Origin of the sequence: Pseudoduganella sp. R-31 (assembly GCF_049913235.1) — a bacterium.
GTDB lineage: Bacteria > Pseudomonadota > Gammaproteobacteria > Burkholderiales > Burkholderiaceae_D > Rugamonas.
Window position 1 is genome coordinate 6,193,193 of the sequence record NZ_CP183986.1, and the last position, 22,137, is coordinate 6,215,329.

Annotated in this window: 29 protein-coding genes; 12 read left to right on the top strand and 17 right to left on the bottom strand. The window is 62.0% G+C overall.

From position 1 onward, the window contains the following. Nucleotide 1: 1 nt before the first annotated feature. A complete protein-coding gene (locus ACN9MY_RS28250) occupies nucleotides 2–601 on the bottom strand; it encodes a YdeI/OmpD-associated family protein (protein WP_426319348.1) in 600 nt (199 codons plus the stop codon). A gap of 87 nt (nucleotides 602–688) precedes the next feature. Between ACN9MY_RS28250 and ACN9MY_RS28255 the strand changes: the two genes are divergently transcribed. Next, a complete protein-coding gene (locus ACN9MY_RS28255; RefSeq protein WP_426336459.1) occupies nucleotides 689–1,525 on the top strand; it encodes an alpha/beta hydrolase in 837 nt (278 codons plus the stop codon). Here ACN9MY_RS28255 and ACN9MY_RS28260 read toward each other — a convergent pair. Both ACN9MY_RS28260 and ACN9MY_RS28265 read right to left on the bottom strand, forming a co-directional pair. Further along, nucleotides 1,509–2,360 carry an alpha/beta hydrolase gene (locus ACN9MY_RS28260; protein ID WP_426336460.1) on the bottom strand — a complete coding sequence of 284 codons (852 nt, stop codon included), beginning with the start codon at nucleotides 2,358–2,360 and terminating at the stop codon, nucleotides 1,509–1,511. The two genes, ACN9MY_RS28255 and ACN9MY_RS28260, sit on opposite strands and share 17 nt — an antisense overlap. Nucleotides 2,361–2,371: 11 nt before the next feature. Continuing rightward, nucleotides 2,372–3,028 carry a TetR/AcrR family transcriptional regulator gene (locus tag ACN9MY_RS28265; protein ID WP_426336461.1) on the bottom strand — a complete coding sequence of 219 codons (657 nt, stop codon included), beginning with the start codon at nucleotides 3,026–3,028 and terminating at the stop codon, nucleotides 2,372–2,374. A 74-nt stretch (nucleotides 3,029–3,102) separates the two neighbouring features. On the opposite strand from ACN9MY_RS28265, the gene ACN9MY_RS28270 reads away from it, so the two are divergent. Both ACN9MY_RS28270 and ACN9MY_RS28275 read left to right on the top strand, forming a co-directional pair. Then, nucleotides 3,103–4,707 carry an acyl-CoA dehydrogenase family protein gene (locus ACN9MY_RS28270; RefSeq protein WP_426319350.1) on the top strand — a complete coding sequence of 535 codons (1,605 nt, stop codon included), beginning with the start codon at nucleotides 3,103–3,105 and terminating at the stop codon, nucleotides 4,705–4,707. A gap of 38 nt (nucleotides 4,708–4,745) precedes the next feature. Further along, nucleotides 4,746–4,991, top strand: coding sequence for a DUF3297 family protein (locus ACN9MY_RS28275; protein ID WP_130310317.1), 246 nt, complete (start codon nucleotides 4,746–4,748; stop codon nucleotides 4,989–4,991). Here ACN9MY_RS28275 and ACN9MY_RS28280 read toward each other — a convergent pair. Together ACN9MY_RS28280 and ACN9MY_RS28285 are read right to left on the bottom strand one after the other, a co-directional pair. After that, entirely contained in the window at nucleotides 4,982–6,322 is a 1,341-nt protein-coding gene (locus ACN9MY_RS28280; protein ID WP_426336462.1) for a glycosyltransferase, read from the bottom strand. The genes ACN9MY_RS28275 and ACN9MY_RS28280 overlap by 10 nt on opposite strands. Continuing rightward, the gene (locus tag ACN9MY_RS28285) at nucleotides 6,319–7,257 is read right to left on the bottom strand and encodes an NUDIX domain-containing protein (protein WP_426336463.1); all 939 of its coding nucleotides are present in this window, start codon (nucleotides 7,255–7,257) and stop codon (nucleotides 6,319–6,321) included. Before ACN9MY_RS28285 ends, ACN9MY_RS28280 begins: the two co-directional genes overlap by 4 nt. Nucleotides 7,258–7,321: 64 nt before the next feature. Between ACN9MY_RS28285 and ACN9MY_RS28290 the strand changes: the two genes are divergently transcribed. Then, nucleotides 7,322–8,131: a DeoR/GlpR family DNA-binding transcription regulator gene (locus ACN9MY_RS28290; RefSeq protein WP_426336464.1), complete on the top strand. Its 810-nt coding sequence runs from the start codon at nucleotides 7,322–7,324 to the stop codon at nucleotides 8,129–8,131. A 68-nt stretch (nucleotides 8,132–8,199) separates the two neighbouring features. Continuing rightward, the gene (locus tag ACN9MY_RS28295) at nucleotides 8,200–8,334 is read left to right on the top strand and encodes a hypothetical protein (RefSeq protein ID WP_426336465.1); all 135 of its coding nucleotides are present in this window, start codon (nucleotides 8,200–8,202) and stop codon (nucleotides 8,332–8,334) included. 490 nt (nucleotides 8,335–8,824) lie between these two features. On the opposite strand, the gene ACN9MY_RS28300 is transcribed toward ACN9MY_RS28295, so the two are convergent. After that, nucleotides 8,825–9,013 carry a hypothetical protein gene (locus ACN9MY_RS28300; RefSeq protein WP_426336466.1) on the bottom strand — a complete coding sequence of 63 codons (189 nt, stop codon included), beginning with the start codon at nucleotides 9,011–9,013 and terminating at the stop codon, nucleotides 8,825–8,827. Between the two features lie 99 nt (nucleotides 9,014–9,112). Between ACN9MY_RS28300 and ACN9MY_RS28305 the strand changes: the two genes are divergently transcribed. Together ACN9MY_RS28305 and ACN9MY_RS28310 are read left to right on the top strand one after the other, a co-directional pair. Further along, on the top strand, nucleotides 9,113–9,454 hold the full coding sequence (locus tag ACN9MY_RS28305; RefSeq protein ID WP_426336467.1) for a type II toxin-antitoxin system RelE/ParE family toxin: 342 nt from the start codon (nucleotides 9,113–9,115) through the stop codon (nucleotides 9,452–9,454). Continuing rightward, a complete protein-coding gene (locus ACN9MY_RS28310) occupies nucleotides 9,429–9,740 on the top strand; it encodes a DNA-binding protein (protein WP_426336468.1) in 312 nt (103 codons plus the stop codon). The genes ACN9MY_RS28305 and ACN9MY_RS28310 overlap by 26 nt, the downstream gene beginning before the upstream one ends. 65 nt (nucleotides 9,741–9,805) lie before the next feature. Here the strand turns inward: ACN9MY_RS28310 and ACN9MY_RS28315 are convergent, their stop codons facing one another. After that, a complete protein-coding gene (locus ACN9MY_RS28315; RefSeq protein ID WP_426336469.1) occupies nucleotides 9,806–10,066 on the bottom strand; it encodes a TfoX/Sxy family protein in 261 nt (86 codons plus the stop codon). A gap of 152 nt (nucleotides 10,067–10,218) precedes the next feature. On the opposite strand from ACN9MY_RS28315, the gene ACN9MY_RS28320 reads away from it, so the two are divergent. Continuing rightward, nucleotides 10,219–10,389, top strand: coding sequence for a hypothetical protein (locus ACN9MY_RS28320; protein WP_426336470.1), 171 nt, complete (start codon nucleotides 10,219–10,221; stop codon nucleotides 10,387–10,389). A gap of 30 nt (nucleotides 10,390–10,419) precedes the next feature. On the opposite strand, the gene ACN9MY_RS28325 is transcribed toward ACN9MY_RS28320, so the two are convergent. The 5 genes from ACN9MY_RS28325 to ACN9MY_RS28345 form a co-directional block, all read right to left on the bottom strand. Then, a protein-coding gene (locus ACN9MY_RS28325; protein ID WP_426317910.1) for an IS3 family transposase occupies nucleotides 10,420–11,588 on the bottom strand; the annotation gives its coding sequence in 2 pieces (ribosomal slippage) (nucleotides 10,420–11,321 and nucleotides 11,321–11,588; 1,170 coding nt in all). 165 nt (nucleotides 11,589–11,753) lie between these two features. Next, the gene (locus ACN9MY_RS28330; protein WP_426336471.1) at nucleotides 11,754–12,251 is read right to left on the bottom strand and encodes a hypothetical protein; all 498 of its coding nucleotides are present in this window, start codon (nucleotides 12,249–12,251) and stop codon (nucleotides 11,754–11,756) included. Between the two features lie 55 nt (nucleotides 12,252–12,306). After that, nucleotides 12,307–12,834 carry a hypothetical protein gene (locus ACN9MY_RS28335; protein ID WP_426336472.1) on the bottom strand — a complete coding sequence of 176 codons (528 nt, stop codon included), beginning with the start codon at nucleotides 12,832–12,834 and terminating at the stop codon, nucleotides 12,307–12,309. A 101-nt stretch (nucleotides 12,835–12,935) separates the two neighbouring features. After that, on the bottom strand, nucleotides 12,936–13,451 hold the full coding sequence (locus tag ACN9MY_RS28340; RefSeq protein WP_426336473.1) for a DNA-deoxyinosine glycosylase: 516 nt from the start codon (nucleotides 13,449–13,451) through the stop codon (nucleotides 12,936–12,938). A gap of 41 nt (nucleotides 13,452–13,492) precedes the next feature. Further along, nucleotides 13,493–14,047, bottom strand: coding sequence for a PEP-CTERM sorting domain-containing protein (locus ACN9MY_RS28345; RefSeq protein WP_426336474.1), 555 nt, complete (start codon nucleotides 14,045–14,047; stop codon nucleotides 13,493–13,495). Nucleotides 14,048–14,250: 203 nt separating this feature from the next. Between ACN9MY_RS28345 and ACN9MY_RS28350 the strand changes: the two genes are divergently transcribed. The 4 genes from ACN9MY_RS28350 to ACN9MY_RS28365 all read left to right on the top strand — a co-directional run bounded on the left by ACN9MY_RS28350 (nucleotide 14,251) and on the right by ACN9MY_RS28365 (nucleotide 16,574). Next, on the top strand, nucleotides 14,251–14,688 hold the full coding sequence (locus ACN9MY_RS28350; protein WP_426165188.1) for a DUF962 domain-containing protein: 438 nt from the start codon (nucleotides 14,251–14,253) through the stop codon (nucleotides 14,686–14,688). Nucleotides 14,689–14,773: 85 nt separating this feature from the next. Next, nucleotides 14,774–15,715, top strand: a complete 942-nt coding sequence (locus ACN9MY_RS28355; protein WP_426165190.1) for a DMT family transporter — start codon at nucleotides 14,774–14,776, stop codon at nucleotides 15,713–15,715. Then, nucleotides 15,712–16,194, top strand: a complete 483-nt coding sequence (locus tag ACN9MY_RS28360; protein ID WP_426165192.1) for a GNAT family N-acetyltransferase — start codon at nucleotides 15,712–15,714, stop codon at nucleotides 16,192–16,194. Before ACN9MY_RS28355 ends, ACN9MY_RS28360 begins: the two co-directional genes overlap by 4 nt. A 221-nt stretch (nucleotides 16,195–16,415) precedes the next feature. Then, nucleotides 16,416–16,574, top strand: a complete 159-nt coding sequence (locus ACN9MY_RS28365) for a hypothetical protein (protein ID WP_426165194.1) — start codon at nucleotides 16,416–16,418, stop codon at nucleotides 16,572–16,574. On the opposite strand, the gene ACN9MY_RS28370 is transcribed toward ACN9MY_RS28365, so the two are convergent. Genes ACN9MY_RS28370 through hutG form a run of 5 tightly spaced genes read right to left on the bottom strand, consistent with a single transcriptional unit; the run spans nucleotide 16,528 to nucleotide 22,128 of the window. Then, nucleotides 16,528–18,120, bottom strand: coding sequence for a glycine betaine ABC transporter substrate-binding protein (locus ACN9MY_RS28370; protein WP_426319356.1), 1,593 nt, complete (start codon nucleotides 18,118–18,120; stop codon nucleotides 16,528–16,530). The genes ACN9MY_RS28365 and ACN9MY_RS28370 overlap by 47 nt on opposite strands. A gap of 2 nt (nucleotides 18,121–18,122) precedes the next feature. Next, nucleotides 18,123–19,379 carry an imidazolonepropionase gene (hutI, locus tag ACN9MY_RS28375; protein ID WP_426336475.1) on the bottom strand — a complete coding sequence of 419 codons (1,257 nt, stop codon included), beginning with the start codon at nucleotides 19,377–19,379 and terminating at the stop codon, nucleotides 18,123–18,125. Between the two features lie 6 nt (nucleotides 19,380–19,385). Further along, nucleotides 19,386–19,970, bottom strand: coding sequence for a HutD/Ves family protein (locus ACN9MY_RS28380; RefSeq protein WP_426336476.1), 585 nt, complete (start codon nucleotides 19,968–19,970; stop codon nucleotides 19,386–19,388). Next, entirely contained in the window at nucleotides 19,967–21,334 is a 1,368-nt protein-coding gene (locus ACN9MY_RS28385; RefSeq protein WP_426336477.1) for a formimidoylglutamate deiminase, read from the bottom strand. Before ACN9MY_RS28385 ends, ACN9MY_RS28380 begins: the two co-directional genes overlap by 4 nt. Further along, entirely contained in the window at nucleotides 21,331–22,128 is a 798-nt protein-coding gene (gene hutG, locus ACN9MY_RS28390) for an N-formylglutamate deformylase (protein ID WP_426165204.1), read from the bottom strand. The genes ACN9MY_RS28385 and hutG overlap by 4 nt, the downstream gene beginning before the upstream one ends. Nucleotides 22,129–22,137 lie beyond the last annotated feature (9 nt).

Below are 22,137 nucleotides of genomic sequence, written 5' to 3' on the forward strand. Positions count from 1 at the left end.
CCTAGCAGTTCTCGTACTTCCAATGCCGCTTCTTGCCCTCGGCAATCCACTCGACCGCCTGGGCCATGCGCTTGTCGCGCGTGGCCTCGGTCTTTGCTTCGGTCAGCCAGTCGCAGTAATCGCGCTTGGCGCTGGTTGAAAACTCGTTAAAGACCTCATATGCAGCCGGATTGGCTTCCAGCGCGGCGATGAAATAATCCGGCACCACCAGTTCGCGCGGCGCTGCCTTCGGACGCGCGACCTTGGTCCCCTGTTCGTTGAGCTTCATGGCCTTCTTGATGTAGGCCGTGAGCTCTTTCTTCGGCGGCAAGTCCTTGATCGAGGTAATGCGGCCAAACTGGCCCATGGCTTCCTTGCCCTTGTCATTCTCGGCCGCAATCAGCAATTCAGCCTTCCAGAAGTTCAGGGCGCAATGCTGCTTGAAGGCGGCAAAGCTGCAGATGATTCCGTGGTAGTCGAAGTTCGGCATGCTCCACTTGATGGTTTCCTTCACCTCGGGACAAGCCGCGTGGATCACTTCCCGCAGGTGGGTCAGGATGGGCTGGGCGAATTCGGCCGACTTGGCGATGTACTCGTCGACGCGCGGATCAATGGTGGGCATGGTCATCCTATCAAGTGTGTTGCCGCAATCTGACATCGGTGCGTTGCTTAACGCAGTTTGCTCAGCATTAGGAGCATACTAAGACACATGAACAATTCACGCAAAGTGGCCGCCGCCGCTGGCGCCGTGGGTTTTGTCTGGGCCGGATTGACGGCCCTCCTCATGGCCGGCCAGCGCAAGCTGCTGTTCAATCCCACCGTCAAGCGCGAGGTGCAAAGCCCGCGCAGCAGCGGCCACCGCACACGTGCAATCGTGTTGCGCGGCGACGACGGAACGCGCCTGGCGGGCTGGCTGATGACGCCGCGCGAACCGGGCGTGCGGCCTGCCGTGGTGTATTTCGGCGGGCGCTCGGAAGAAGTGTCCTGGCTGGTGCGCGATGCCGGCAACCTGTTCCCCGGCATGACGGTGTTGACCCTGAATTACCGCGGCTATGGCGATTCGCACGGCGAGCCCGGCGAAGAAATGCTGGTTGCCGACGCCTGCATGCAGCTCGACTGGCTGTGCAAGCACCACAAGGTCGACCCGACCCGCATTGCGGTGGTGGGGCGTAGCCTTGGTTCCGGCGTGGCAGTGCAGCTGGCGATGCAGCGGCGGGTGCAGGCCACGGTGCTGATCACGCCGTACGACTCCATCCTGGCGCTGGCGCAGCGTAAATTCCCTGCGCTGCCGGTGTCGATGCTGCTGCAGCATCGCTTCGAATCGGTCAAGCATGCGACGCAACTGGCGGCGCCGACCTACGTGCTGCGCGCGGCAAGCGACGATATCGTGCCGCATTCGCACACCAATGAGCTGGTCAGCAAGCTGACCTGCCTGCACCACGACGAAATCATTCCCGATTCCGATCACCTGAACATCCCTTACCTGCCGACTACCCAGCAGAAGATCGCCTGCTTCCTGCAGGCGCAGTTCACGCAGCCGGCTTGAATACCGAGCGGAAGGCGCGCATCGCGCCCGGGTGGCCGATCGTCATATGCGTTTCTTCCAGCATTGGCGCCATTTGCCAGTGCAGGCCGTCGAGCTGCACGCTGCCCAGCGCCTGCTCCAGCTGTTTCGCCAATTCCGGCTGGCCTTTCTCGCCACTGGTGGCGATGAACAGGGTCTTGTCCAGGCGCTTGCGGGCGCGCAGCGCGCCGGCGGCGGTTTTCAGGATCTGGCGGTTGTTCCACCATAGCGTCGGGTCAATGGCGATAAAGGTGTCGAACATCTCCGGCGCCTGCAGGAAGGTTTCCAGCACGAACATGCCAGCCAGCGATTCGCCTATCAGCGCGGTCTCTCCAGTGGTGTTGTAGCGTGCTGTCACCTGCGGCATCAGTTCTTCGCGGATGAAGCGGCGGAACGCGGCAGAGCCGCCGACCACGGGGGCAATCTTCCTGTCTTCCGGGTTTTCGGTAGGAGCGGTCATGTCGCGGCGCCGCTGCGTATTCTCGATCCCCACCAGCATGAAGGAGCGCATCACCAGGCTGGCCACCGATACTTGCAGCAGGCCTGCCGTGTGCACGAAGTCTTCCGCCACGCCGCCGTCCAGCATGAACAGCACCGGCAGCGGCGCATCCGGCTTCACGTTCCAGGCCCGCGCCGAGTAGACGTTGATGCGGCGCATTTCGCCGAGGATTCTGGACTCCATCGTGAACGTTTCGCCAATCGCCAGCGGTGCAGCAAGCGCGGCGCCAGCCGCCCCAGCTTCCGCCGCCCCCGCCCGCGCCACCGCGGACGCCAGCACGCCCGCTGCCACGCCCAACACCTGCCTCCTGCTTGCCATGCTTTCTCCTCTCAAAACACCAGACAGCCCCGGTACGCGCGCGGCGCGACCACGGACAGATAACCATGCACCGCCTGCCGCACCAGGGCCCGCAGCGCAGCCGCATCGGGCCGCTCGCTGCGCGCCATCAAGGTCTGCGACACCAGGCTGTAAGCGATGGCATGCGCGGCAAAGGCGGCATCCGCCAACGTTGCGCCGGCCGGCCAGTCGGCGCCCGCGCCCAGGCCGCGCTCCCACGTGGCTACGAACTCCCGGTAAAGCTCACGGAACGCCTGCGGCTTTGAAATCTGGCGCTCCAGATGAAACAAGGCCGCCCACTGTTCGGGTTCCGCCAGCGGCGCCTGTAATTGCGCTTCCAGCAGCGCGTCTACCCGTTCCGGCAGCGGCAGGCCGGCCGCCGCCTGCGCCGACTGCTGCAACGCATCGGCAATGGCCCGCACCCGCTGGCGGATGCTGACTGCGGCCAGCGCTTCCTTGCTGGCGAAGTACTCGTAAAAGCTGCCGGCGCCAACGCCAGCCAGCGCCAGCACCTGTCGGATGCTGACCTGCGCATAGCCTTTCTCGACGAGCAGTTGCACGAAAGCCTGCTCGATGGCCTGCGCCGTGGCGCGGGCGCGCGACTGTGTCGGTTTTCGCCGCTTCGGCGCGACGGGAAGTGGTGCATGCATGGTCGGAATCCGAACACCCGGGAAAGCGCCGAGCATTACACTTTCTTGCACATTAATCAAGGAGCTGCGCCGCAATGGACAACCTGCCCCACGAATTGCAAGGCTATAACCTGTACACCAGCGACCTCGCGCTGCAGGAAGGCATCTGCCGCGCCGGCGCCGGCGCCCATGAAGCCGAACTGGAAGCCTATGGCGCGCTGCTGGGCAGCGCGGCCACGATCCGGATGGCCGAAGACGCCAACCATTTCAAACCCGAACTGCAAACCTTCGACCGGCAGGGCCGCCGCATCGACCGTATCGAGTTCCATCCGGCCTGGCACGGCATGATGCGCATGGCGCGCGAGCAAGGCATGATCACCCAGCCCTTCTCGGACCCGCGGCCCGGCGCCTGGGCGGCTTACGCGGCCGCTTTCTCGATGCACCACCAGATCGAGTCCGGCAGCCAATGCCCGCACTCGATGACGCTGGCCTGCGTGCCCGTATTGCGCCAGGAGCCGGAACTGTTCGAAGCGCTGGCGCCGAAACTGTTCTCGCGCACTTACGACCCGCGCGACATCCCGCTCGAGGAAAAGGATTCGATCCTGGTCGGCATGGGCATGACGGAGAAACAGGGCGGCTCGGACCTGCGCACCAACACCACGCGCGCCGAAGCCGTTGCCGGCGGCTACGAGCTGACCGGACACAAATGGTTTTTCTCCGCGCCAATGTGCGATGCGCACCTGGTGCTGGCCCGCACCGAAGGCGGACTGTCCTGCTTCTTCGTGCCGCGCTACCGGCCGGATGGCAGCAAGAATGCGGTGCAGGTGCAGCGCCTGAAGGAAAAGGTCGGCAACCGCTCGAATGCCAGCAGCGAAGTGGAATTCCATGGCGCCTGGGGCCGCATGGTGGGCAAGGAAGGACGCGGCATCCCGACCATCATCGAGATGGCCAATATCACGCGGCTGAACTGCGTGATGGGCGCAGCGAGCCTGATGCGCCAATGCGTGGTGCAGGCCATCCACCATTCGCGCCAGCGGTACGCCTTCGGCAAACGGCTGGTCGAACAGCCACTGATGCAGAACGTGCTGGCAGACATGGCGCTGGAAAGCGAGGCTGCCACGCAGCTGATGATGCGCATGGCCGAAGCCTTCGACCGCGACGACAGCCCGCTGGAGCGCGCTTACCAGCGCATCGTCACCCCGGCAGGCAAGCTGTGGACCACCAAGCGCTCGATCGAACTGTCGGCGGAAGCGATGGAAGTCTTCGGCGGCAACGGCTATATGGACGAAGGGCCGATGGGACGCCTGTACCGCGAAACACCGGTACTGTCGATCTGGGAAGGTTCCGGCAACGTGATGGCGCTCGACCTGCTGCGCGCCATCGGCCGCGAGCCGGAAGCCATGGCCGCACTGCTGGCCGACCTGCAGGATGGCTGCCACGCCGACGCCGTGCTGCGCCCCCATCTCGCAGCGCTGGCCGGCCTGTTCGACGGCGGGCCAGCGCAGGAGGCGCCGGCCCGCCGCAACGCGCAAGCGCTGGTCCTGCTGATCCAGGCCCGGCTGCTGCGCGAACGCGCCCCGGCCGCAATCGCCGACGCCTTCATCGCCAGCCGCTTCGACAGCGCGCACGGCCGCATCTACGGCACCCTGCCGGACGCCCGCGCCCTGCCCGCCATCATCGACCGCGCCTGGCCGGTGTAACGCGAATCGCGGTCCGGCTTCCGGTATAATCCTGCCCCATGAACGATACTACCCGCCCAGAACTCCCGGACCACCTGTCGATCGACCCGCGCAGCCCGCACCACGTAGCTGCCGTGTTCGAGCACGACATTGGCATCAAATTCAACGACAAAGAGCGCTTTGACGTTGAGGAATACTGCATCAGCGAAGGCTGGATCAAAGTCCAGCACGCCACGGCCAAGGACCGCCGCGGCCAGCCGATGCTGATCAAGCTGAAAGGCAAGGTAGACGCCTTCTACCGCTGATATTCCTCCCCGGGCCAGCTTTCGCTGGCCTTTTTTCCGGCCAGCGCAGTCGAATCAAGGCGTCGGCTGCGAAGTTCGATTTGCCGCACCGCTTCCGCGACGCCATTCTCCTGCCGCATTCCTTCGCCAATCCGGCGTGCCCGCTCGCCCATCTCAGGATTTTCGCGCACATGGCGAATCTGCGCGGCGATGCCGGCTGCTGTCGCATTGCGGCGTTTGACGGTCTTGCCTGCGACGCCGATGCGTTTCAGCTCACGGCCCCAATGCTCCTGCTCACTGAGATTGGCGACCACGATCGAAGGCTTGCCCGCCAGCGTAGCCGACTGCGTCGTCCCGGCGCCTCCGTGGTGAACAATCGCCATGCAATGGGGGAAAATCCGGTGGTGCGGCGCCGCCGCGACGTACAAGATACGGTCGTCAGAGCTGAAGCCGCATGCATTCCAGTCGCTGCACTGGATGATCGCACGGCAGTTTGCCTCGCGCGCAGCATCGGTCAGCAAACGCAGGGCCGCCGTTTGCCCCTTGAGATCCTTGGGCATCCAGCTGCCAAAGGTCATGTACACCGGCGCTTCCCCAGCCGCAAGGAAGCCAGACAAGGAGGGCGGCAAAACTCCTTCCAGTTCACAGTTCGGCCGGTCAAGGAAACCGCAGACCTGGATCGAGTCGGGCCAGTCGGGTTGACGCGGGCAGATTTGCGGGCTGACGGCCACCAGCGCCAGGTAGCGCGATACCCAGACGTCCGACACGATGTCGCGCATCGGCGCCATGCCCAATTGCTTGCGCAGCCGGTCCGGGTAGTGGCGCACAGTGCGATTCAGGAGGGTGCGGGTCAGCCACCATAACAGGCGATTACCGTGCCTGCGGACCATCGGCAAGCCGAGAGGATTGACATGATCGCTTGGCACGCCGCCATGCGACAAGAGCACGCTAACGTAGGGCAGCCCCGCATGTTCCGCCGCAATCTGCAACGGGTGCATGAAGTAATGCCCAACCAGCAGGTCCGACTCCGCGCTCAGGCGCCGGGCCGCCTCGAACATGGCGTCCTCCGCCGGCGCAAACGCCAGGCGCAAGATCTCGGCCATCTGCTTCAGCGGATCACGGATGCGATAGGCAGCCTGGCCGACGGCTTCGGCCTGCTCGGCGTTGAAGGTGAGCGGTGTCAAGACGGTGATTTTCGCCCCGGCAGCGGAACGCACCTTGTCGTACGTTTCGGCTTCGAGGCTGGTAATCACCAGGTGGACTTCATGGCCGGCGGACTGCAAGCCATCGGCAAGCGCAAGAAAGGGACGGATATCACCGTGGCTGCCCCAGGTCAGCATTCCAATTTTCATCGTGCCTCCGGAATCTCCGTCAGGTCGTGGTACACCAGCTTGCCGAGTTTGCGCGCCGCGGCCACCATGGCATCCACCCCGGCGGAGGCGCCGCCGATGCGCAAGACGGCGTTGCAGTGGGAAAGTAAGCGCTCACAATGTGGATGGAAAATCTCTTTATAGACAGTATCACCGACGGATGTCGAGCCAGCGGCATGCAGCACAGGCAGCGCCAGCCACTCGCCCAATACCGGCGTGTGGCCCTTGCGATACAGCGGCAGAACATAGGCCGCCATGGCGGCCATGTTCGCTGCCATGCGCTCCGGATCATCGCCCGTACCCGAACGGTATGGACCTGCGACCAGGATCATCATGCTACGCGGCGGCAGCAAGTGCAGATGCAGGTACTGCAGCAGCATGACGGTCTTGGCGTCCTTGATCTCGCCGCTGGCCGTCATTGCCAGCGCCTGGTCGGCATCGAGTTCGAGGACCTCAATGTCTTCGCCCTCTTCCTCCAGCCCGCCGCCGCTGCCGATCTTCGACTGTGCGTCATATTCGCCGACGAAGAAGTGCAGGCGCTCGGTGACGGAGCCGGGGCTCATGAAGACATCGAACACCGGCCGCAGCTTGTCCACCTTGTAGCCGGTTTCCTCTTCCAGCTCGGCATGCATGCGCTGTTCCGGATGCGCTTCATCCAGCAGGCCGGCCGGGGCTTCGATCAGGTAGCCGTCATGCTGGTTGACGTAGGCGGGAAAGCGGAACTGGCGCGTCAACAGCACCGTGCGGCGCTCCAGGTTATACAGAAGGGCAACGGCGCCATTGCCGCGGTCGTAAGTTTCCCTGCTCATGGTCTGCCAGCGGCCGTCGCGGCGTTTCAGATCGAAGGTGGTGGTCTTGAGGACGTACCAGTTATCCGACAACAGCTGGACCGACTTGATGCGGACATACTCGTGCATGATTTTCTCCACCCGGTTTTCAATTCATGCATAATCATGCAAGATCAATTAAAAACATGCAAGCATGCTGACCTCCCAACGCAAACTCCTCCTGCTGGAGATGCTGAACCGCGAGGGCAAGATCGTCGCCACCGGCGCCGCCCAGGCCCTTGCCGTTTCGGAAGACACCATCCGCCGCGACTTGCGCGAACTGGCGCGCGAAGGCCGCCTGCAGCGCGTGCACGGCGGCGCCTTGCCGGCGTCGCCTGCGATGGGTGACTTCGCCGCCCGCCAACAGATAGCACCCGACGACAAGAGCGCGATCGGCCGCGCCGCCGCCGCCATGGTGCAGCCGGGGCAGGTCGTGTTCATCGACGGCGGAACGACCTCGGCCCAACTGGTGCGCCAGCTTCCGCCTGGGCTGCAAGCTACCGTGGTCACGCACAGCCCATCCATCGCGCTGGAACTGGTGTCGCATCCGACGATCGAGGTGATCATGCTGGGCGGGCGCCTGTTCAGGCATTCGGTGGTGAACGTAGGCGCCACGACTGTCGACGCGATCCGGCAATTCCGGGCCGACCTGTATTTCATGGGCGTCTGCAGCGTGCACCCCGAGGCCGGCTTATCGACCGGGGATTTCGAGGAGGCTGGCGTCAAGCGAGCCCTGAGCGCAGCGGCCGCCGAAACCATCGTCCTCGCTTCGCCAGAGAAGCTGATGACGGCCTCACCATACCAGGTGATTCCGCTAAGCGAGCTATCTGCCCTGGTAACGGTTGCCAGCGTGCCGGAAGAAACGCTGTCGCCCTACCGCCAGCGCGGCATCACGGTCCACCTGGCGTCGCGCATCCCCAGCCACAGAACGCCTGCAACTGATGAATATCATCAGATGATATAGTGGTCTAATGAAGGCGGCGTCCTGCCATGGACACGCTGCTGGACCCGATGGACTGACGGTAAAAAGTGATGAAACCAATTTTTATTGGCATCATGCTTCAAGAGCGAATTCGCGAACGCGTGCTGGCGATCGCTCGTGGCGACTACGCCTCCAAGTCAACTGAACCGAATATTTGGTTTGCGTCGATGAAATCGCTCGCATAGGTCCTGAGTGATGACAACCGCGCCCTTCTACATGTCATCATGGACATGAAGCCGGAATCTATTTCAGCGTTGGCAGAGGCTACCGGCCGCAAACCTAGCAAGCTATTACGGACCTTAAAGACCATGTCCAACTATGGCATCGTGGAATTGAAGCGAGAGCGAAATTATGTGCGTCCGATTGCAAACGCTGCAGAGTTCCATATTGTCGCGGGATAGCTTTGCGTCAAGGCGCTGACGCCTAATCCAAGCCAACAGCTTCATTGGCAACAGCCCGAGATTACAATTCTGCCAAGGGGCCATAAGGCCAGCCACTGCCTCACTTTATCTGCATACGACAAAATATAAGCGGGGTCTCGATGGCAGGGTCAAGACCTGGTACAAGTCCCCTCGCATGCCCAGCACTTTGTCGCCCAACTTACCCGTGCCACAGTTGAACACAATCGCCTTGATGTTTGGGAAGCGTTCAAGCAAGCCAAGCAGATCGTTGCCGTTACGGTTGCGGATGACTGTCGAGGCTTCCCTTGCGATGTGCCTCCGAAACGACGTCCCACAAGCCGATGTCAGGCTCGAGCAAGTTAGCCAGGTGGGCGTCGTAAGACATGGAGCGCAAGTCGGCCTCGATCACTGCGCCGAGCAACTCCGAGAATTTGTTGATGTTTTGGTCAATTTGACACCACATGAATCGCTTCAGACTCCGACATTGGTCAATTCCATGTTCAGGTACTCGTGCAATGCTTGTTTGCTCAGTTCCCTTGCGACGTTTCGCTTATAAGCTAAAATGTACACTATCCTTCATTATCTGGATGCTCGTGGCAAGGACTACTTCCAAGAATGGCTGGATGCCCTGGGTGATCGGAATGCAAAGTTAGCAATCATTCGGCGAGTGGCACGATTGGCCGCTGGCTTAGCAGGTGACCACCAGTCGCTCCGCGAGGGAGTTCAAGAGCTTCGAATCGATATCGGTCCCGGATACAGGGTGTACTTTGCATTTGTTGGCAAGGCGGTCGTCCTTTTGACGTGCGGCGGCAGCAAACGAACACAAGACCGAGATATTGCATCCGCAATAGAAATGCTACGAGATTGGAAGAACAGAAATGACAAAATCCCACCGCTCACATGATGATGCCACTGTCGAGATGTTTCGGAAGGATCCAACTCTGGCCGCGGACTATCTTAACGACGTTCTCGCAACCGGTGATGAAGTGGATCTGATGATGGCGCTTAGGTATTTGAGCACGGCCTTCGGCGGCGTGCAGGAAATTGCTCGCCGGGCGGACGCCAATCCAAACACGATGTACCGCACGCTGTCTGAACATGGCAACCCGTCGTTAAGGACTTTGCGAGCCATTCTGAGCTCCATGGGATTGCGCCTAGCAGTTCGGCCTATCTCTGCGGGAGAAGCATAGTCTTTCGCTAGGCTTTGCCTGCCGACTGCTTCCGCCCCTTTGCGGACATTCGGTCAGCAGATCAGCTACCTCGTTTGTTCAAGATGATCAAGCGCCAATAGCAGACGGGTTCTATCACTTCTCGCAACATCTTGCCAATGTCGACCAGTAAGGGCGCCTTCTAGAGCCCATAAAAGATTCAGGCTGACAGGCTCGCCAGAGAGCTTCACGATTACAAACACTTGGACTGAACCCAGAGTGCGCAAATTCTCCGCCGTGGCAATGCCGGCACGTGTGAGCATCTCAGCCGTTTTGGGGCCTAATCCTTCTAAATCTTCTATTCGCATAGGTCAGTAACTCACTTCAAAAATCACTTCGCTTGTTTTACCTGAGAACGGCTACTCCGGCCGTTTTCGTCAGGCTTACAGGCGGATTGGGCGGCCGGTCGTTTTAGGGAGTCCTAAACGGCGCGCAGCTTCATCATTTCCATGAAGCGTTGATGGCTTTCGTGAAATTGATCATCGCTCACGTATTTGGCAAAGTACGCAGCTTGCAAACTAGCCTGAGCGGCGGCGTCATCCTCTCCTGGACACGTAATTCCAAGCTCACCGGCCATCCAATTATAGACATCAGCAGTATCGCCGCCATACCTGCCGGCACCATAGATTGAGGTGTACTGTCAATAGTGGACACTCTCGTCTCAAGCTGCCAGCACTTCCTTGTTGAAGTCTGCCGCAAAGCGTGCCGGCGATTTGTAGCCAAGGCGCGAATGACGCCGTTGGCGGTTGTAGAAGATCTCGATGTACTCCGTAATGGCCGCCTGCGCTTCAGACCTGCATGCAAAGCGACGATGATGAACCAGCTCATTTTTCAAGCTGCCCCAGAAGCTCTCCATCGGCGCGTTGTCGAAGCAGTTTCCCTTGCGCGACATCGAAGTCTTCATTCCGAATTGGTTCTGCAGTTTCCTGTATTTCTCGGCGCAGTATTGACTGCCGCGATCAGAATGATGGATCAATCCCGCCGCCGGTCTTTTGTTGCGCACAGCCCGCCACAAGGCTTGCGCCGTCAAGTCCTGCGTCATGCGTGGCCCCATCGCATACCCCACCAGCTCGCAGGTGAAAACGTCCTTCACGCCGGCCAGATAGAGCCAGCCTTCCTCAGTCGCGATGTAGGTAATGTCTGCCACCCAGGCTTCGTTTGGCCGCGTCGGCAGGAACGTTTGGTTCAACAAGTTCGGCGCGACCGGCATGTCATGCCCGGAATTGGTGGTGGCCTTGAACTTGCGCTTTTGTCTGCAGCGCAGACCAAGTTCTGTCCGCAACCTGGCGACGCGATCACGCCCGGCCTCAAATCCTTGCTCCTGGAGTTCAGGATGAACGCGCAGCGTGCCATAGGTTTCGCGCGATTGCTGATGCACGGCCTGAATCGCCACCTTCAGCTTGGCGTCCTCCTGAGCGCGGCGCGACGGCTTGCGCCCCTGCCATGCGTAAAAGCCGCTGCGAGAGACATTGAAGACCCTGCAAAGCAAATCCGTCGGGTATCCGTCGAGTCGCACCGACTTCATGAACGCGTACCTGGCAGCGACTCCCTTGCAAAGTACGCCGTTGCTTTTTTTAGCACTTCCTTCTCCATGCGTTCAACGGCCAATTCTTTGCGCAGCCTAGCCACTTCCGCTTCAAGCTCCGCCACGCTGCGACTACCGGGAGCAGCCCCAGTATCATTGCTTCGCTTTGCAGCGTTAACCCAAGTCCCCAGTGTTCCCTTAGGAATGTCAAGCCGCTGCGCGGCTTCCTCCAGTGTCAGTCCCTGTGCGAGGACTAGTTTGACCGCCTCTGCCCGGAACTCCGGTGTGTATGTCTTCGATTTCATAAATGCTTCTCCCGTTGCTAAGTTTAACAAACGAGAGTGTCCGAAAAAGTCAGGTTACCTCAGATGAATCTCCCAATCCTTTCGTATTTAACTTCTGGCGTCATAGACTTTTCCCTTCAGAGGAGTTCATTTGATGTCGGCTAGTGGCCGAATACGGCATTACGGCTACGCATCCGCCGATTTGATTGGGAGCGAAGGTTCTAGTTCTCGAAGACGTACACCAACTGACAACCAAGGGCGTAAGTCAAACCTCTCACTCAGTTTTTGCAAAGCAGCGCTAGGTTCTTGCGCAGCCGCAATGGCTTCGACAGTGCGCTCCCAGTTATATGCAAGCTGCTCAAGACTAAAATAGCCGTACGCACTGCCTAACGACAAGAACTCCTTGATATCCGATCCCACAACGAAATTCGGATTATCGAAGGCCATAGGCACGGTCATTATCACTGGTCCAGCGGCTCCATCAGGAACACTGAAGTGAACTCCATCTCCCCCGGTTGATGCAAATGCAAGGTACCCCTTCGGCGAAGAATCGTACCCGCCTGGCATGGGGGATTCATCGACTCGAAGTCCTTCGTCGTAAAGTTCTTCCCGGTCTTCTGCGACCAGATGCTTCACGTAATGAATCAGATCATCAACACTCATATCGCTATTTGTTGCTTTCATTGTCGGAACTCTTAATCCTCCGTCCGTTCTTGGCCGACTACGGAACTAAGTAATTTCAAGCTTTGGCCCATATTAGCCCCTTGGTGAAGTGATTAGCCTCAGTCGGTGGGCTATCACATTCAGTGAAGCTAATGTTAGCGGAATCTGGCTCAAGCTGGTTTACAAGCTCAAACAGTGGTAGCGATTTGAGTTCATCAATAAAAATCTCGACATCAATCTTATTCCAGCAATCGACAACCGACTTAGGAGCATTGAGTTGAAAGAACTCAAGGGGCGGCTTGTAAGAAATCGACAGGCGGAGCTTATAGCCAGGCACCCACTCCCAGAAATTTGCACCGTCGATTGGCGGGAAGCGCAGAATACGATTAATTCCGAACTCTAGGGCTGCCCCACGTCCCCTATTCACCAGCTCAAAATAGCCTACCAAGCCGTCACCCTGCGTTGGTCTTAAGCCATCGACTTCGGTTGACTGCCAATGCTCAGTAGCAAAGCGCAATACATCCGGTGCGTGAAAATCTTTCAGCTGCCGACCTGCGGAGCGCAACGACTGGCGCAGTGACTTTTCTAACTCAGTGGCAAGCATCCCCAGCCAATCCTAAAATTTGAAATATTTATCTAGTTTCCCAGCATGCGCAACGGCTGCTCTTGGCCGATTGCGGCCTGCGTCTAATAATCATCGAACCGTCACATTATCGGCTGTAATGCTAGCCACAGTTTAGCTTTACCTGCGTAAGGCAAAGTGTAGGCCGGGCTACTCGAGGGCAAAGTCAAGATTTGATACGCAACAGCTCGGGAACCAAGCGCTTTGATGCCTAATTTCGCTGCCGTGCCGCCGTTGAACGCGATCGTTTTGATCGTCGGGAAGCGTCCGAGCAATCCGAGAAGGTCATTCTCGTTGCGGTTGCGAATTGCGCTATCCAGGCTTCCTCGGCGATGTGCTTCGGCGACGACGTCCCACAAGCCGATACCGTGTTCGCGCAGCGTTGCGAGTCGTGCGTGGTAGGTCATAGCGCGCAGGTCGACGTTGATCACCTGCCCCACCAGCTCCCAGAACTTGTTCTGAGGATTGCCGTAATACTCCTGCACCGCCAGCGATTTATCGCCCGGCAGGCTGCCCAGCACCAGCAAGCGGGTGCGATGGTCAACCACCGGGTCAAAGCAGCGCTTGCGCGCATCCTGGCATGTGTCGAGGTTCGTCATGCCAGCCATTCTATCAAGCGGGCCGGGCCCGCTTCCAGGCTTCAGGCCTTGCGGCGGCGTACCAGGCCGAAAGCCCCCAGGCCCAGGCCGAACAGTGCCAGCGAAGCCGGCTCAGGGACGTCGGCAGCGGCGTTACGGCCTTCCACGGTGAAGGACACGAAGTCGGCGCCGCCGACCGCGTACGAGTCCACCATCGAAGTGTTTTGCCAGCGCACATTCAGTACATTGTCGGCTGCAAACTGCGCCCACTGTGCTGCGGTCAGGGCGATGGTGCCGGTGATGGTGTAGTCGTAGTCAGCCACGTTGGTCACGACATTGGAAGGGCCGCCGTTGGTGCTGCTCCAGTGGGTCAGTTGCACATTATCGAGGAAGAAGTTCAGGTATTCGTCGAAACCAGCATAGTTGGTGCCGTAGTCGCCCTTGGCGGTGATCGACAGGATGACGTCGCTTTGTGCAGGGCCGCTCAGGTTGAATGCATTGGTATAGCTTTGGCCAGTCGTCGTAATTGCAGTGGTGTTGCTAGCGATTACACCGGCGAAAGCGCTGGTGCTGGATGCGGCGGCGATCAGGGCTGCAGCGATCAGTTTCTTCGACATCAGTCTTACTCCATAGTGGTAAATAATAAACAGAACTGCTCATTAAGCAATATTGATGCCAGAGTGCATGTTTTGTTTCCAATCAATAAGTTAGGTTGAAAGCGAAACAAGAGGTGTAAAAAAATCCGACACCAAATGCCGATTCCTCAGGTGTAGAATCGAACGGTAGTGCTAAACAAACAACCACACTGGAGACCGCAACCATGAGCGAGCAGCGCGCCATCGTCACCCTGCTGTTGAAGTACAGCGAGAGTCACCTGAACCCCACGAATGAAGCGATCCACTGCGTGTGCGTGCCGCTGATCGTCTTCAGCCTGCTGGGACTGATCTGGTCCATTCACCCCTTGCTGGCGGTGGCGCTGGCGGCGGCATCGATGGTGTATTACTTCAAGTTGTCGCGCAATTTCGCGCTCGGCATGCTGCTGATGGCGGGCTTCATGCTGGCGGTGCTGAGCGCGCTGCCGCCGGCTGCGGTCCTGCCACTGAGCGGCTTGATCTTCGTCCTGGCATGGATCGGCCAGTTCATCGGCCACAAGATCGAGGGCAAGAAACCGTCGTTCTTCGACGACTTGCGCTTCCTGCTGATCGGGCCCCTGTTCGTCCTGGGCGTGCTGTATCGCCGCCTGAATCTCGCCTACTAAACCAGGGCGGCGCTGCCATGGCCGGGACTTGCGCGTCGCCGGCCGGCGCACTGCGCCGCTTCGAAGAAACACTTATACTGGCGGGATGCCTTCATCGATACTCTTCATTCTCGCCTGCCTTATCTGGGGTTCCACCTTCTTCGCGATTACCCTGCAACTGGGCGACATCGCTCCCGCCGTTTCCATCGTCTACCGCTTTGCACTGGCCTCGAGCGTTCTGTTCGCCTGGTGCCTGCTGCGCGGCGACAAGCTGAAGCTGTCGTGGAAGGCGCAGCGCTGGACTATCCTGCAGGGTTGCTGCAGCTTTGGCTTGAGCTATATCGGCACCTATAACGCGGAACAGTACGTCGTTTCGGCGCTGGTGGCGGTGCTGTTTGCGCTGATGGTGTTCTGGAATCCGATCCTGAACCGCATTGCCTTTGGCACGCCGCTGACCTGGCGCACCTGGGCTGCCGGCAGCGCGGCAGTCGGGGGCGTGGTGCTGCTGTTCTATCATGCGATTTCCGAGTCGCTGCGCGACGTGATGGCGGGCGGCCAGGGGCATTTCATCCTGGGCCTGGCCCTGGCGCTGGGCGCGACCATTGCGAGCTCGGTCGGCAATACGCTGGTGGTCAAGGTGCGCCAGCATGAATCGAATGTGCTGCTGACCATGGCCTGGGGCATGTTGTGGGGCACCCTGCTGGTGGCCCTGTGGGCGCTGGTGCGCGGCGATGCCTTTGTCATGCCGGCCACGGCTTCATACTGGGGCGGCTTGCTGTACCTGTCGCTGCTGGGTTCCGTGATCGCGTTCGCCTGCTACTTCACGCTGATCGACCGCATCGGCACGCAGAAGGCGGTGTATATCGGCGTAGTGACGCCGGTGATTTCCGTCTTGCTGAGCATTCGCCTTGAACATTACCGGCCGGGTTGGATGGAAGTCCTGGGCATGGTGGTGTGTATCGCCAGCGTGGCCTGGGCGCTCAAGGCGCCGTCGATGCCGGCCAGCCGCATTCCTGTTGACCTTAAACCTTTGAAGAAAGCTTCATGAGCAATTTGACTATCCGCCCTGCCCGTCCGGAAGACGTGGCGTCCATCATGGCCATGATCCGCGAACTGGCTGTTTTCGAAAAACTGGAACACCTGGTGGTGGCTGACGAGGCCATGCTGCATGAGGAAATGTTCGGCGCCAAGCCAGGCGTGGAGGGCATCGTCGGCGAGGAGTCGGGTGAAGTGGTGACTTATGCCCTGTTCTTCCACAATTTCTCGACCTTCCTGTGCAAGAAGGGGCTGTACCTGGAAGACCTGTACGTGAAGCAGAACCGCCGCGGCGCGGGCTATGGCAAGCAGATGCTGGCGGCGCTGGCACGGATCGCGGTCGAGCGCCAGTGCGGACGCTTTGAATGGTCGGTACTGGACTGGAATGTCAATGCAATCAAGTTCTACGAACAGATGGGCGCCGACGTGCTGCCAGACTGGCGCGTTTGCCGCGTTACCGGGCCGGCGCTGCAATCGCTGGCCAAGGCCTGAGACAAAAAAAATCCCTCGCGGCTCGTGTGTGGTCGGGCGAGGGATACTAAACCCAGGTGTCAGTTGGGAGGGGAGATGAATCGACGGTTTCAATATAGTCGCCCTGCCCCGACCGTGCCTCGTCACTTACAAATTCTTACCTGGCTTACATTTGATCTAGCTCAATACATTCTTCGGAGAAACTCCCAGAATGGATAGTCCCGCCTCGGTGGAGACTGACGATGTTCAAAGCTGTTTATCGGGTTTATCTGCGCCTTTTGCTGGACCGCTACACGCGGGAATTGCAGGTGCTGGCGGCGCAGCGGGCCAATGATGCATTAGCAGAGCAAGTACTCACGCACGAAGCCGAGCAGGTGCGCGCGCGGCTGCTGATGCTTTGAATCCCCTTTCCATCCATTCGAACAGCCCCTGCGTGAGCAGGGCCAGGAGGGCTGCCGGCAGCGCGCCGGCCAGCATCAGGGTGTTGTCGTTCAGGGCCAGGCCGGTGGTGATGCGTTCGCCGTAGCCGCCCGCGCCGATGAAGGCGGCAATGGTGGCGGTGCCCACGCTCATCACGGCTGCGGTTTTCACGCCGGCCAGGATGACTGGCGCAGCCAGCGGGAGTTCGACTTCTTTCAGGCGCTGCGTGCTGCGCAGGCCTAGCGCTGCGGCGGCTTGCTTCAGGCCTTGCGGTACGCCGCTGATGCCGGTGCAGGTGTTGCGGATGATCGGCAGCAGCGCGTAGACGAACAGCGCACACAGGGCTGGCATGGTGCCGATGGTGCCCAGCAGCGGAATCAGCATGGCCAGCAGGGCCAGCGAAGGGATGGTTTGCAGGGTTCCTGCGACGGCCATCACTGGTTCGCGCAGCCTTGGGCGGTAGGCGGCGAGGATGCCAAGCGGGATGCCGATGGCGCTGGCCATTGCGACCGACAGTGCGACCAGGAGGATGTGCTGGCGGGTCAGGGGCCAGAAATCGTCAGCAAAAAGGCGTCGCCAGAATGTCGGGACGCTGGCTGGCGCGCCCGGGGCCGGGGCCGCGGCGGCGTGCGATGCGCCGGCCGCGCTAATGGAGGCCGGGTGGCGCCCGAGCCAGTCGCTGGCGATGGCGGCGAACGGCTGGCCGTGCAGTTCGGCGGCGGCGTTCATGGCGATCATGTCGGTGGCGCTGATGCGGCCTTCGAGCGCGCGCAATGCCTTCCAGGCGGCAGGGAAGCGCTGGGCAGCGTCGAGGCGGTACAGCAGGACGGCGTCGTAGCGCGGGAAGTAGCCGCGGTCGTCCTCCAGCACGCGCAGGCCGTATTGGCTGATCTTGGCATCGGTGGAGTAGATGTCGATGACGTCGACTTGCTTCTGCGCCAGCGCTTCATAGGCGATGCCGTGGTCAAGCCCGCGCGGCGCGGCGCCAATGCCGTACTGCCTGGCGAGACCCGGCCAGCCGTCTGCGCGGCCGATGAATTCATGCGACAGGCCGTAACGCAGGCCGCGCCGTGCTGCCAGTTCGCTCAATTTGCGCGGGCTGCCCGCGTCGCCGCGCACCGCCAGGGCGTATGTGTTGTTGAAGCCAAGCGGGATGGCCACGCCCAGGCCTTGCGCGGCCAGTTCGCGCTGCATCTGCTCCAGCGTGGCGGGCTGAGTGTGTTTCAGGATTTCCAGGCTGATCGTGCCGGTGTACTCGGGATAGACGTCGATGCTGCCGGACTTCAGCGCGGCCAGCACGATCGCTGTGTTGCCAAGGCCTTGCCTGTGCTCGACCCGCGCCTGCGCCGCAGCGGTTTGCGCCAGCAACTCGCCAAGGATGTAGGACTCGGTGAAGCGCTTGGAGCCGATGCGCAGCGTGGCGCCGGTGGCGTCGGCGGCGCCGGTGTTCGCGGCGCCCGCTGCGCTGCAGGCAACGAGGGCGGCGGTCGCCAGGGCCGGCAGGACTGTGGCGGCGCGGCGCAGCAAGGTCAGGCGCCTGCGGCGGCAGCAATGGCTGGAATGCCGACCACGGGGTCGCGCCAGACGCCTCGGTTGACCACGGCGACGCAGGGGTTGAAACCGAAGGCGTAGCACAAGTCGGCCGGGCGGGCGATCTGCCACAGCGCGAAGTCGGCGCGCTTGCCCACTTCCAGTGTGCCGACCTCGCCATCCAGGCCCAGCGCGCGGGCGGCATGGATGGTGCAGCCGGCCAGCGCTTCGAGCGGCGTCAGGCGCCACAGCGTGCACACCATATTCATTGCCAGCAGCAGGGACGTCATCGGCGAGGTGCCGGGATTGTTGTCGGTCGCGACTGCCATCGGTACGCCGGCAGCGCGCAAGGCGGCGACCGGCGGCGGCGTCGTGTCACGCAGGAAGTAGTAGGCGCCCGGCAGCAGCACGGCCACGGTGCCGGCGGCTTCCATGGCGGCGATGCCGGCAGCCGACAGGTGCTCCAGGTGGTCCGCCGACAGGCCGCCAAAGCGCGCCACCAGGGCCGCCCCGCCCTGGTCGGACAACTGTTCGGCATGCAGCTTGACCGGCAAGCCATGCTCGCGCGCGGCGGCGAAAATGCGCTCGGTCTGGGCGGCAGTGAAGCCGATGCGCTCGCAGAAGGCGTCCACCGCATCGGCCAGGCCTTCGTCCGCCAGGGCGGGAAGCATGCCGATCACGGCGTCGACGTAGTCGTCGGGCCTGTCCTTGAATTCGGGCGGCAGCGCGTGCGCGCCGAGGAAGGTGGTGCGCACCGACACCGGCATGACCTGCTCCACGCGGCGCGCCACGCGCAGCATCTTGCTTTCGGAGGCGAGGTCCAGGCCGTAGCCGGACTTGATTTCCAGCGTGGTCACGCCTTCGGCCAGCAGCGCGGCGATGCGCGGCAGGGACTGGCGCAGCAATTCTTCATCGGAAGCGGCGCGGGTGGCGCGCACGGTGGACATGATGCCGCCGCCGGCACGGGCGATATCCTCGTAGCTGGCGCCGTTCAGGCGCGCCTCGAATTCGTCGCTGCGGTTGCCGGCGTGGACGATGTGGGTGTGGCAGTCGATCAGGCCCGGCGTCAGCCAGCAGCCGCCGGCATCGTGCTCCAGCTCCGCGCTGCCCGCCGCGGCCGCATCCTGGCGGCGGCCGATCCAGGCGATGCGGCCGTTATCGACCGCAATCGCGGCATCGCGGATTTCGCCATAGCCCTCGCCCGCCATGGTGGCCAGGTGCACGTTGGTGATCAACAGGTCCCACTCTACTGCCATGTGTTTTTACTCTTCGTTCGGGAAAATATCGACAATGAACACGGTGGCGTGGCCCGCCTCCAGCGTCCACACGTCATCCTTGTCCAGCACCACCGCATCATAGCGCACCAGCGAGATGCGCTCGCTGGTGCTGGCCAGGTTCAGGCTCTCTCCTTCGGCCAGGAACACCACGGTGGTCGGGCTGCGCCGCTCCAGCGTGGAGAAGTCGCGGATGGTGCGCCGTTCCAGCTGGTGGTTGCAGACCGAGCGCCGCGTCATGACGTTGAAATCGGTGGTCGGCGCGCCTTCCACGGTGGCAGTGACGGCGTTCTCGCCCGGGAAGGCGATCACCGGCTCGCGCTCGGACAGCGCCACGCGCCGCTCGTTGCCCACGTCCAGCACCACGCCGCCGCCCTCGACCAGGGTCAGGGTGCGGTCGATGCCGGGAAACACGGAGAACGGTCCGCTCTGCGCGATGGTGGCCAGCGACAGGCGCCATTCGAACTCGTCGAAGCCGGCGCCCGGCGGCATCACGCACAGTTCCGTGGTGCTGCCGCCGCCGTTTTTCCAGGGCGTGGCGTGCAGGCTTGCATACTGGATGATTTGAGTCATGCTCGTAGCTCGCGCAGTTCGGCCAGCGTCTTTTTGAAGCGCGTGGTGATGGCCGGTTGCGCCACGTGCTCCCGGTTGCGCACCACCCAGTGGCCGCCAACCATCACATCCCTGACAAGATTATCATTTCCGCTGAAAACCAAGCATCCCAGAATGTCGGCTGCGTCGATTCCGTCAAGATTCGGGTGGTCGTCGTCCAACACTATCAGGTCGGCACGCTTGCCGGCCGAGAGCGCGCCCACCGGGCGGCCCGCCGCCTGGGCCCCGCCGCGCAAGGCAGCTTGCCACAGGAAGTCGCCGACGCGGCGCTCGCTTCCGGACACCGCGATATTGCGGCGCTGCTGCGCCAGGCGCTGGCCGTATTCGAGCCAGCGCAGTTCTTCCACCGCGCTTTGCGAGACGTGGCTGTCGCTGCCGACGCCGAAACGGCCACCCTGCGCCAGGAAGCTTTCAAGCGGGAACAGGCCGTCGCCCAGGTTGGCTTCCGTGGTCGGGCACAGGCCCGCCACGGCGCCGCTTTGCGCGATGGCCGTCACTTCGTCGTCGCTCAGGTGGGTGGCGTGCACCAGGCACCAGCGCGCGTCGACCGCCAGGTTGTCGACCAGGTACTGCACCGGGCGCTTGCCCGTGTAGTCCAGCGACTGCTGCACCTCGCCCTGCTGCTCGGCGATGTGGATGTGCACCGGGCGCGCCTTCGGCAGGTGGTCCAGCACTTCGCGGATCTGCGCCACCGAGGCGGCGCGCAGCGAATGCGGCGCCACCCCCACTTCCACCTGCGCGTCGCGCAGCGGCTCCAGCTCGCCGATGATCTTCAGCACGTCGCGCGCATCGGTGCGGAAGCGCGCCTGCTCCGGCTTCAGGGGCTGTTCGCCGAAGCCGGCATACGAATACAGCACCGGCAGCATGGTGATGCCGATGCCGGCCTGGCGCGCGGCGGCAATCACGCGCTGCGCCGTTTCCGACGCCTGCGGGTACAGGCTGCCGTCCGGCGCGCGCTGCACGTAGTGGAATTCGCACATCGAGGTATAGCCGTGGCGCAGGCATTCGGAGTACAGGTGGGCGGCGATGGCCTCCATCTGCTCCGGCGTGATGTTGCGCGCGAAGCGGTACATCAGGTCGCGCCAGGTCCAGAAGCTGTCCTGCGCATCGCCCGCGACTTCGGTCAGGCCGCCCAGCGCGCGCTGGAAGGCGTGCGAGTGCAGGTTGACCATGCCCGGCATGACCAGGCGCGCGCCCGGGATGCCGGGCGCCGCCACGGCGTCGGGCTGCACGGCGGTGAAATTGCCGCGCTCGTCCCACTGCAGCAGGACGTTCTTGCGCCAGCCGTCGGCCAGCAGCGCGTGGTGCGCGAACAGGGCTTTCATGGGCGCACCCCGCGCACCCAGTCCGCGGCGGTTTGCACCAGCCGGCGCAGCAGCGGCTCGATCTCGGCAGCACGGTCGGCGCGGTAGCCGAACGGCGCTGCTTCGTCCATATAGGTGGACTGGCACATCTCGAGCTGGATCGCGTGCACGCCCTGCTCCGGCTTGCCGTAAAAGCGCGTGATGTGGCCGCCCTTGAAGCGGCCGTTGACGGCCACGGTGTAGCGCTCGTCGCGGCGCGCCACGCCGGCGATGGCCTCGGTCAGGGCGGCATCGCAGCTGGCGCCGTCGGCGCTGCCGAAATTCAGGTCCGGCAGCTTGCCTTCGAAGAAGCGCGGCACCACGGAAGCGATCGAGTGGGCGTCCCACAGCACCACCTTGCCGTGCATCGCCAGCAGGCGCTCCAGCTCCGCGCGCAACTGGGTGTGGTAGGGCTGCCAGTAGGCGGCCAGGCGGCGCTCGACCTCGGCCTGCGAGGGCTGCTGGCCTTCCAGGTAGAGCGGCTCGCGGTGGAAGGTGTCGACCGGGCACAGGCCGGTGGTGTCCTGGCCGGGATACAGGTTGGTGTTTTCCGGCGGGCGGTTCAGGTCGATCACATAGCGCGACCAGCGCGCCGACAGGGTGGACGCGCCCAGCGCGCCCAGGAAGTCGTACAGCTGCACCAGGTGCCAGTCGGTGTCGGCCTTGCCGCTCGCCGCTGGCGTCATCGCCGCGGCGATATCGTCAGGGATGTCGGTGCCCACGTGGGGCATCGACACCAGCAAGGGAATACTGCCTGCTTGGAAGCGGTAATCCATGGAACCTCC

Coding starts and splice junctions, on each gene's coding strand:
- ACN9MY_RS28360 (WP_426165192.1), top strand. CDS start 15,712: ATGAGCAATTTGACTATCCGCCCTGCCCGTCCGGAAGACGTGGCGTCC.
- ACN9MY_RS28300 (WP_426336466.1), bottom strand. CDS start 9,013: ATGTGGTGTCAAATTGACCAAAACATCAACAAATTCTCGGAGTTGCTC.
- hutI (WP_426336475.1), bottom strand. CDS start 19,379: ATGGCAGTAGAGTGGGACCTGTTGATCACCAACGTGCACCTGGCCACC.
- ACN9MY_RS28335 (WP_426336472.1), bottom strand. CDS start 12,834: ATGCTTGCCACTGAGTTAGAAAAGTCACTGCGCCAGTCGTTGCGCTCC.
- ACN9MY_RS28275 (WP_130310317.1), top strand. CDS start 4,746: ATGAACGATACTACCCGCCCAGAACTCCCGGACCACCTGTCGATCGAC.
- ACN9MY_RS28365 (WP_426165194.1), top strand. CDS start 16,416: ATGTTCAAAGCTGTTTATCGGGTTTATCTGCGCCTTTTGCTGGACCGC.
- ACN9MY_RS28320 (WP_426336470.1), top strand. CDS start 10,219: ATGGCTTTCGTGAAATTGATCATCGCTCACGTATTTGGCAAAGTACGC.
- ACN9MY_RS28260 (WP_426336460.1), bottom strand. CDS start 2,360: ATGGCAAGCAGGAGGCAGGTGTTGGGCGTGGCAGCGGGCGTGCTGGCG.
- ACN9MY_RS28290 (WP_426336464.1), top strand. CDS start 7,322: ATGCTGACCTCCCAACGCAAACTCCTCCTGCTGGAGATGCTGAACCGC.
- ACN9MY_RS28380 (WP_426336476.1), bottom strand. CDS start 19,970: ATGACTCAAATCATCCAGTATGCAAGCCTGCACGCCACGCCCTGGAAA.
- ACN9MY_RS28250 (WP_426319348.1), bottom strand. CDS start 601: ATGCCCACCATTGATCCGCGCGTCGACGAGTACATCGCCAAGTCGGCC.
- ACN9MY_RS28330 (WP_426336471.1), bottom strand. CDS start 12,251: ATGAAAGCAACAAATAGCGATATGAGTGTTGATGATCTGATTCATTAC.
- ACN9MY_RS28340 (WP_426336473.1), bottom strand. CDS start 13,451: ATGACGAACCTCGACACATGCCAGGATGCGCGCAAGCGCTGCTTTGAC.
- hutG (WP_426165204.1), bottom strand. CDS start 22,128: ATGGATTACCGCTTCCAAGCAGGCAGTATTCCCTTGCTGGTGTCGATG.
- ACN9MY_RS28295 (WP_426336465.1), top strand. CDS start 8,200: ATGAAACCAATTTTTATTGGCATCATGCTTCAAGAGCGAATTCGCGAA.
- ACN9MY_RS28270 (WP_426319350.1), top strand. CDS start 3,103: ATGGACAACCTGCCCCACGAATTGCAAGGCTATAACCTGTACACCAGC.
- ACN9MY_RS28280 (WP_426336462.1), bottom strand. CDS start 6,322: ATGAAAATTGGAATGCTGACCTGGGGCAGCCACGGTGATATCCGTCCC.
- ACN9MY_RS28315 (WP_426336469.1), bottom strand. CDS start 10,066: ATGCGAATAGAAGATTTAGAAGGATTAGGCCCCAAAACGGCTGAGATG.
- ACN9MY_RS28355 (WP_426165190.1), top strand. CDS start 14,774: ATGCCTTCATCGATACTCTTCATTCTCGCCTGCCTTATCTGGGGTTCC.
- ACN9MY_RS28285 (WP_426336463.1), bottom strand. CDS start 7,257: ATGCACGAGTATGTCCGCATCAAGTCGGTCCAGCTGTTGTCGGATAAC.
- ACN9MY_RS28345 (WP_426336474.1), bottom strand. CDS start 14,047: ATGTCGAAGAAACTGATCGCTGCAGCCCTGATCGCCGCCGCATCCAGC.
- ACN9MY_RS28310 (WP_426336468.1), top strand. CDS start 9,429: ATGACAAAATCCCACCGCTCACATGATGATGCCACTGTCGAGATGTTT.
- ACN9MY_RS28385 (WP_426336477.1), bottom strand. CDS start 21,334: ATGAAAGCCCTGTTCGCGCACCACGCGCTGCTGGCCGACGGCTGGCGC.
- ACN9MY_RS28255 (WP_426336459.1), top strand. CDS start 689: ATGAACAATTCACGCAAAGTGGCCGCCGCCGCTGGCGCCGTGGGTTTT.
- ACN9MY_RS28265 (WP_426336461.1), bottom strand. CDS start 3,028: ATGCATGCACCACTTCCCGTCGCGCCGAAGCGGCGAAAACCGACACAG.
- ACN9MY_RS28305 (WP_426336467.1), top strand. CDS start 9,113: ATGTACACTATCCTTCATTATCTGGATGCTCGTGGCAAGGACTACTTC.
- ACN9MY_RS28350 (WP_426165188.1), top strand. CDS start 14,251: ATGAGCGAGCAGCGCGCCATCGTCACCCTGCTGTTGAAGTACAGCGAG.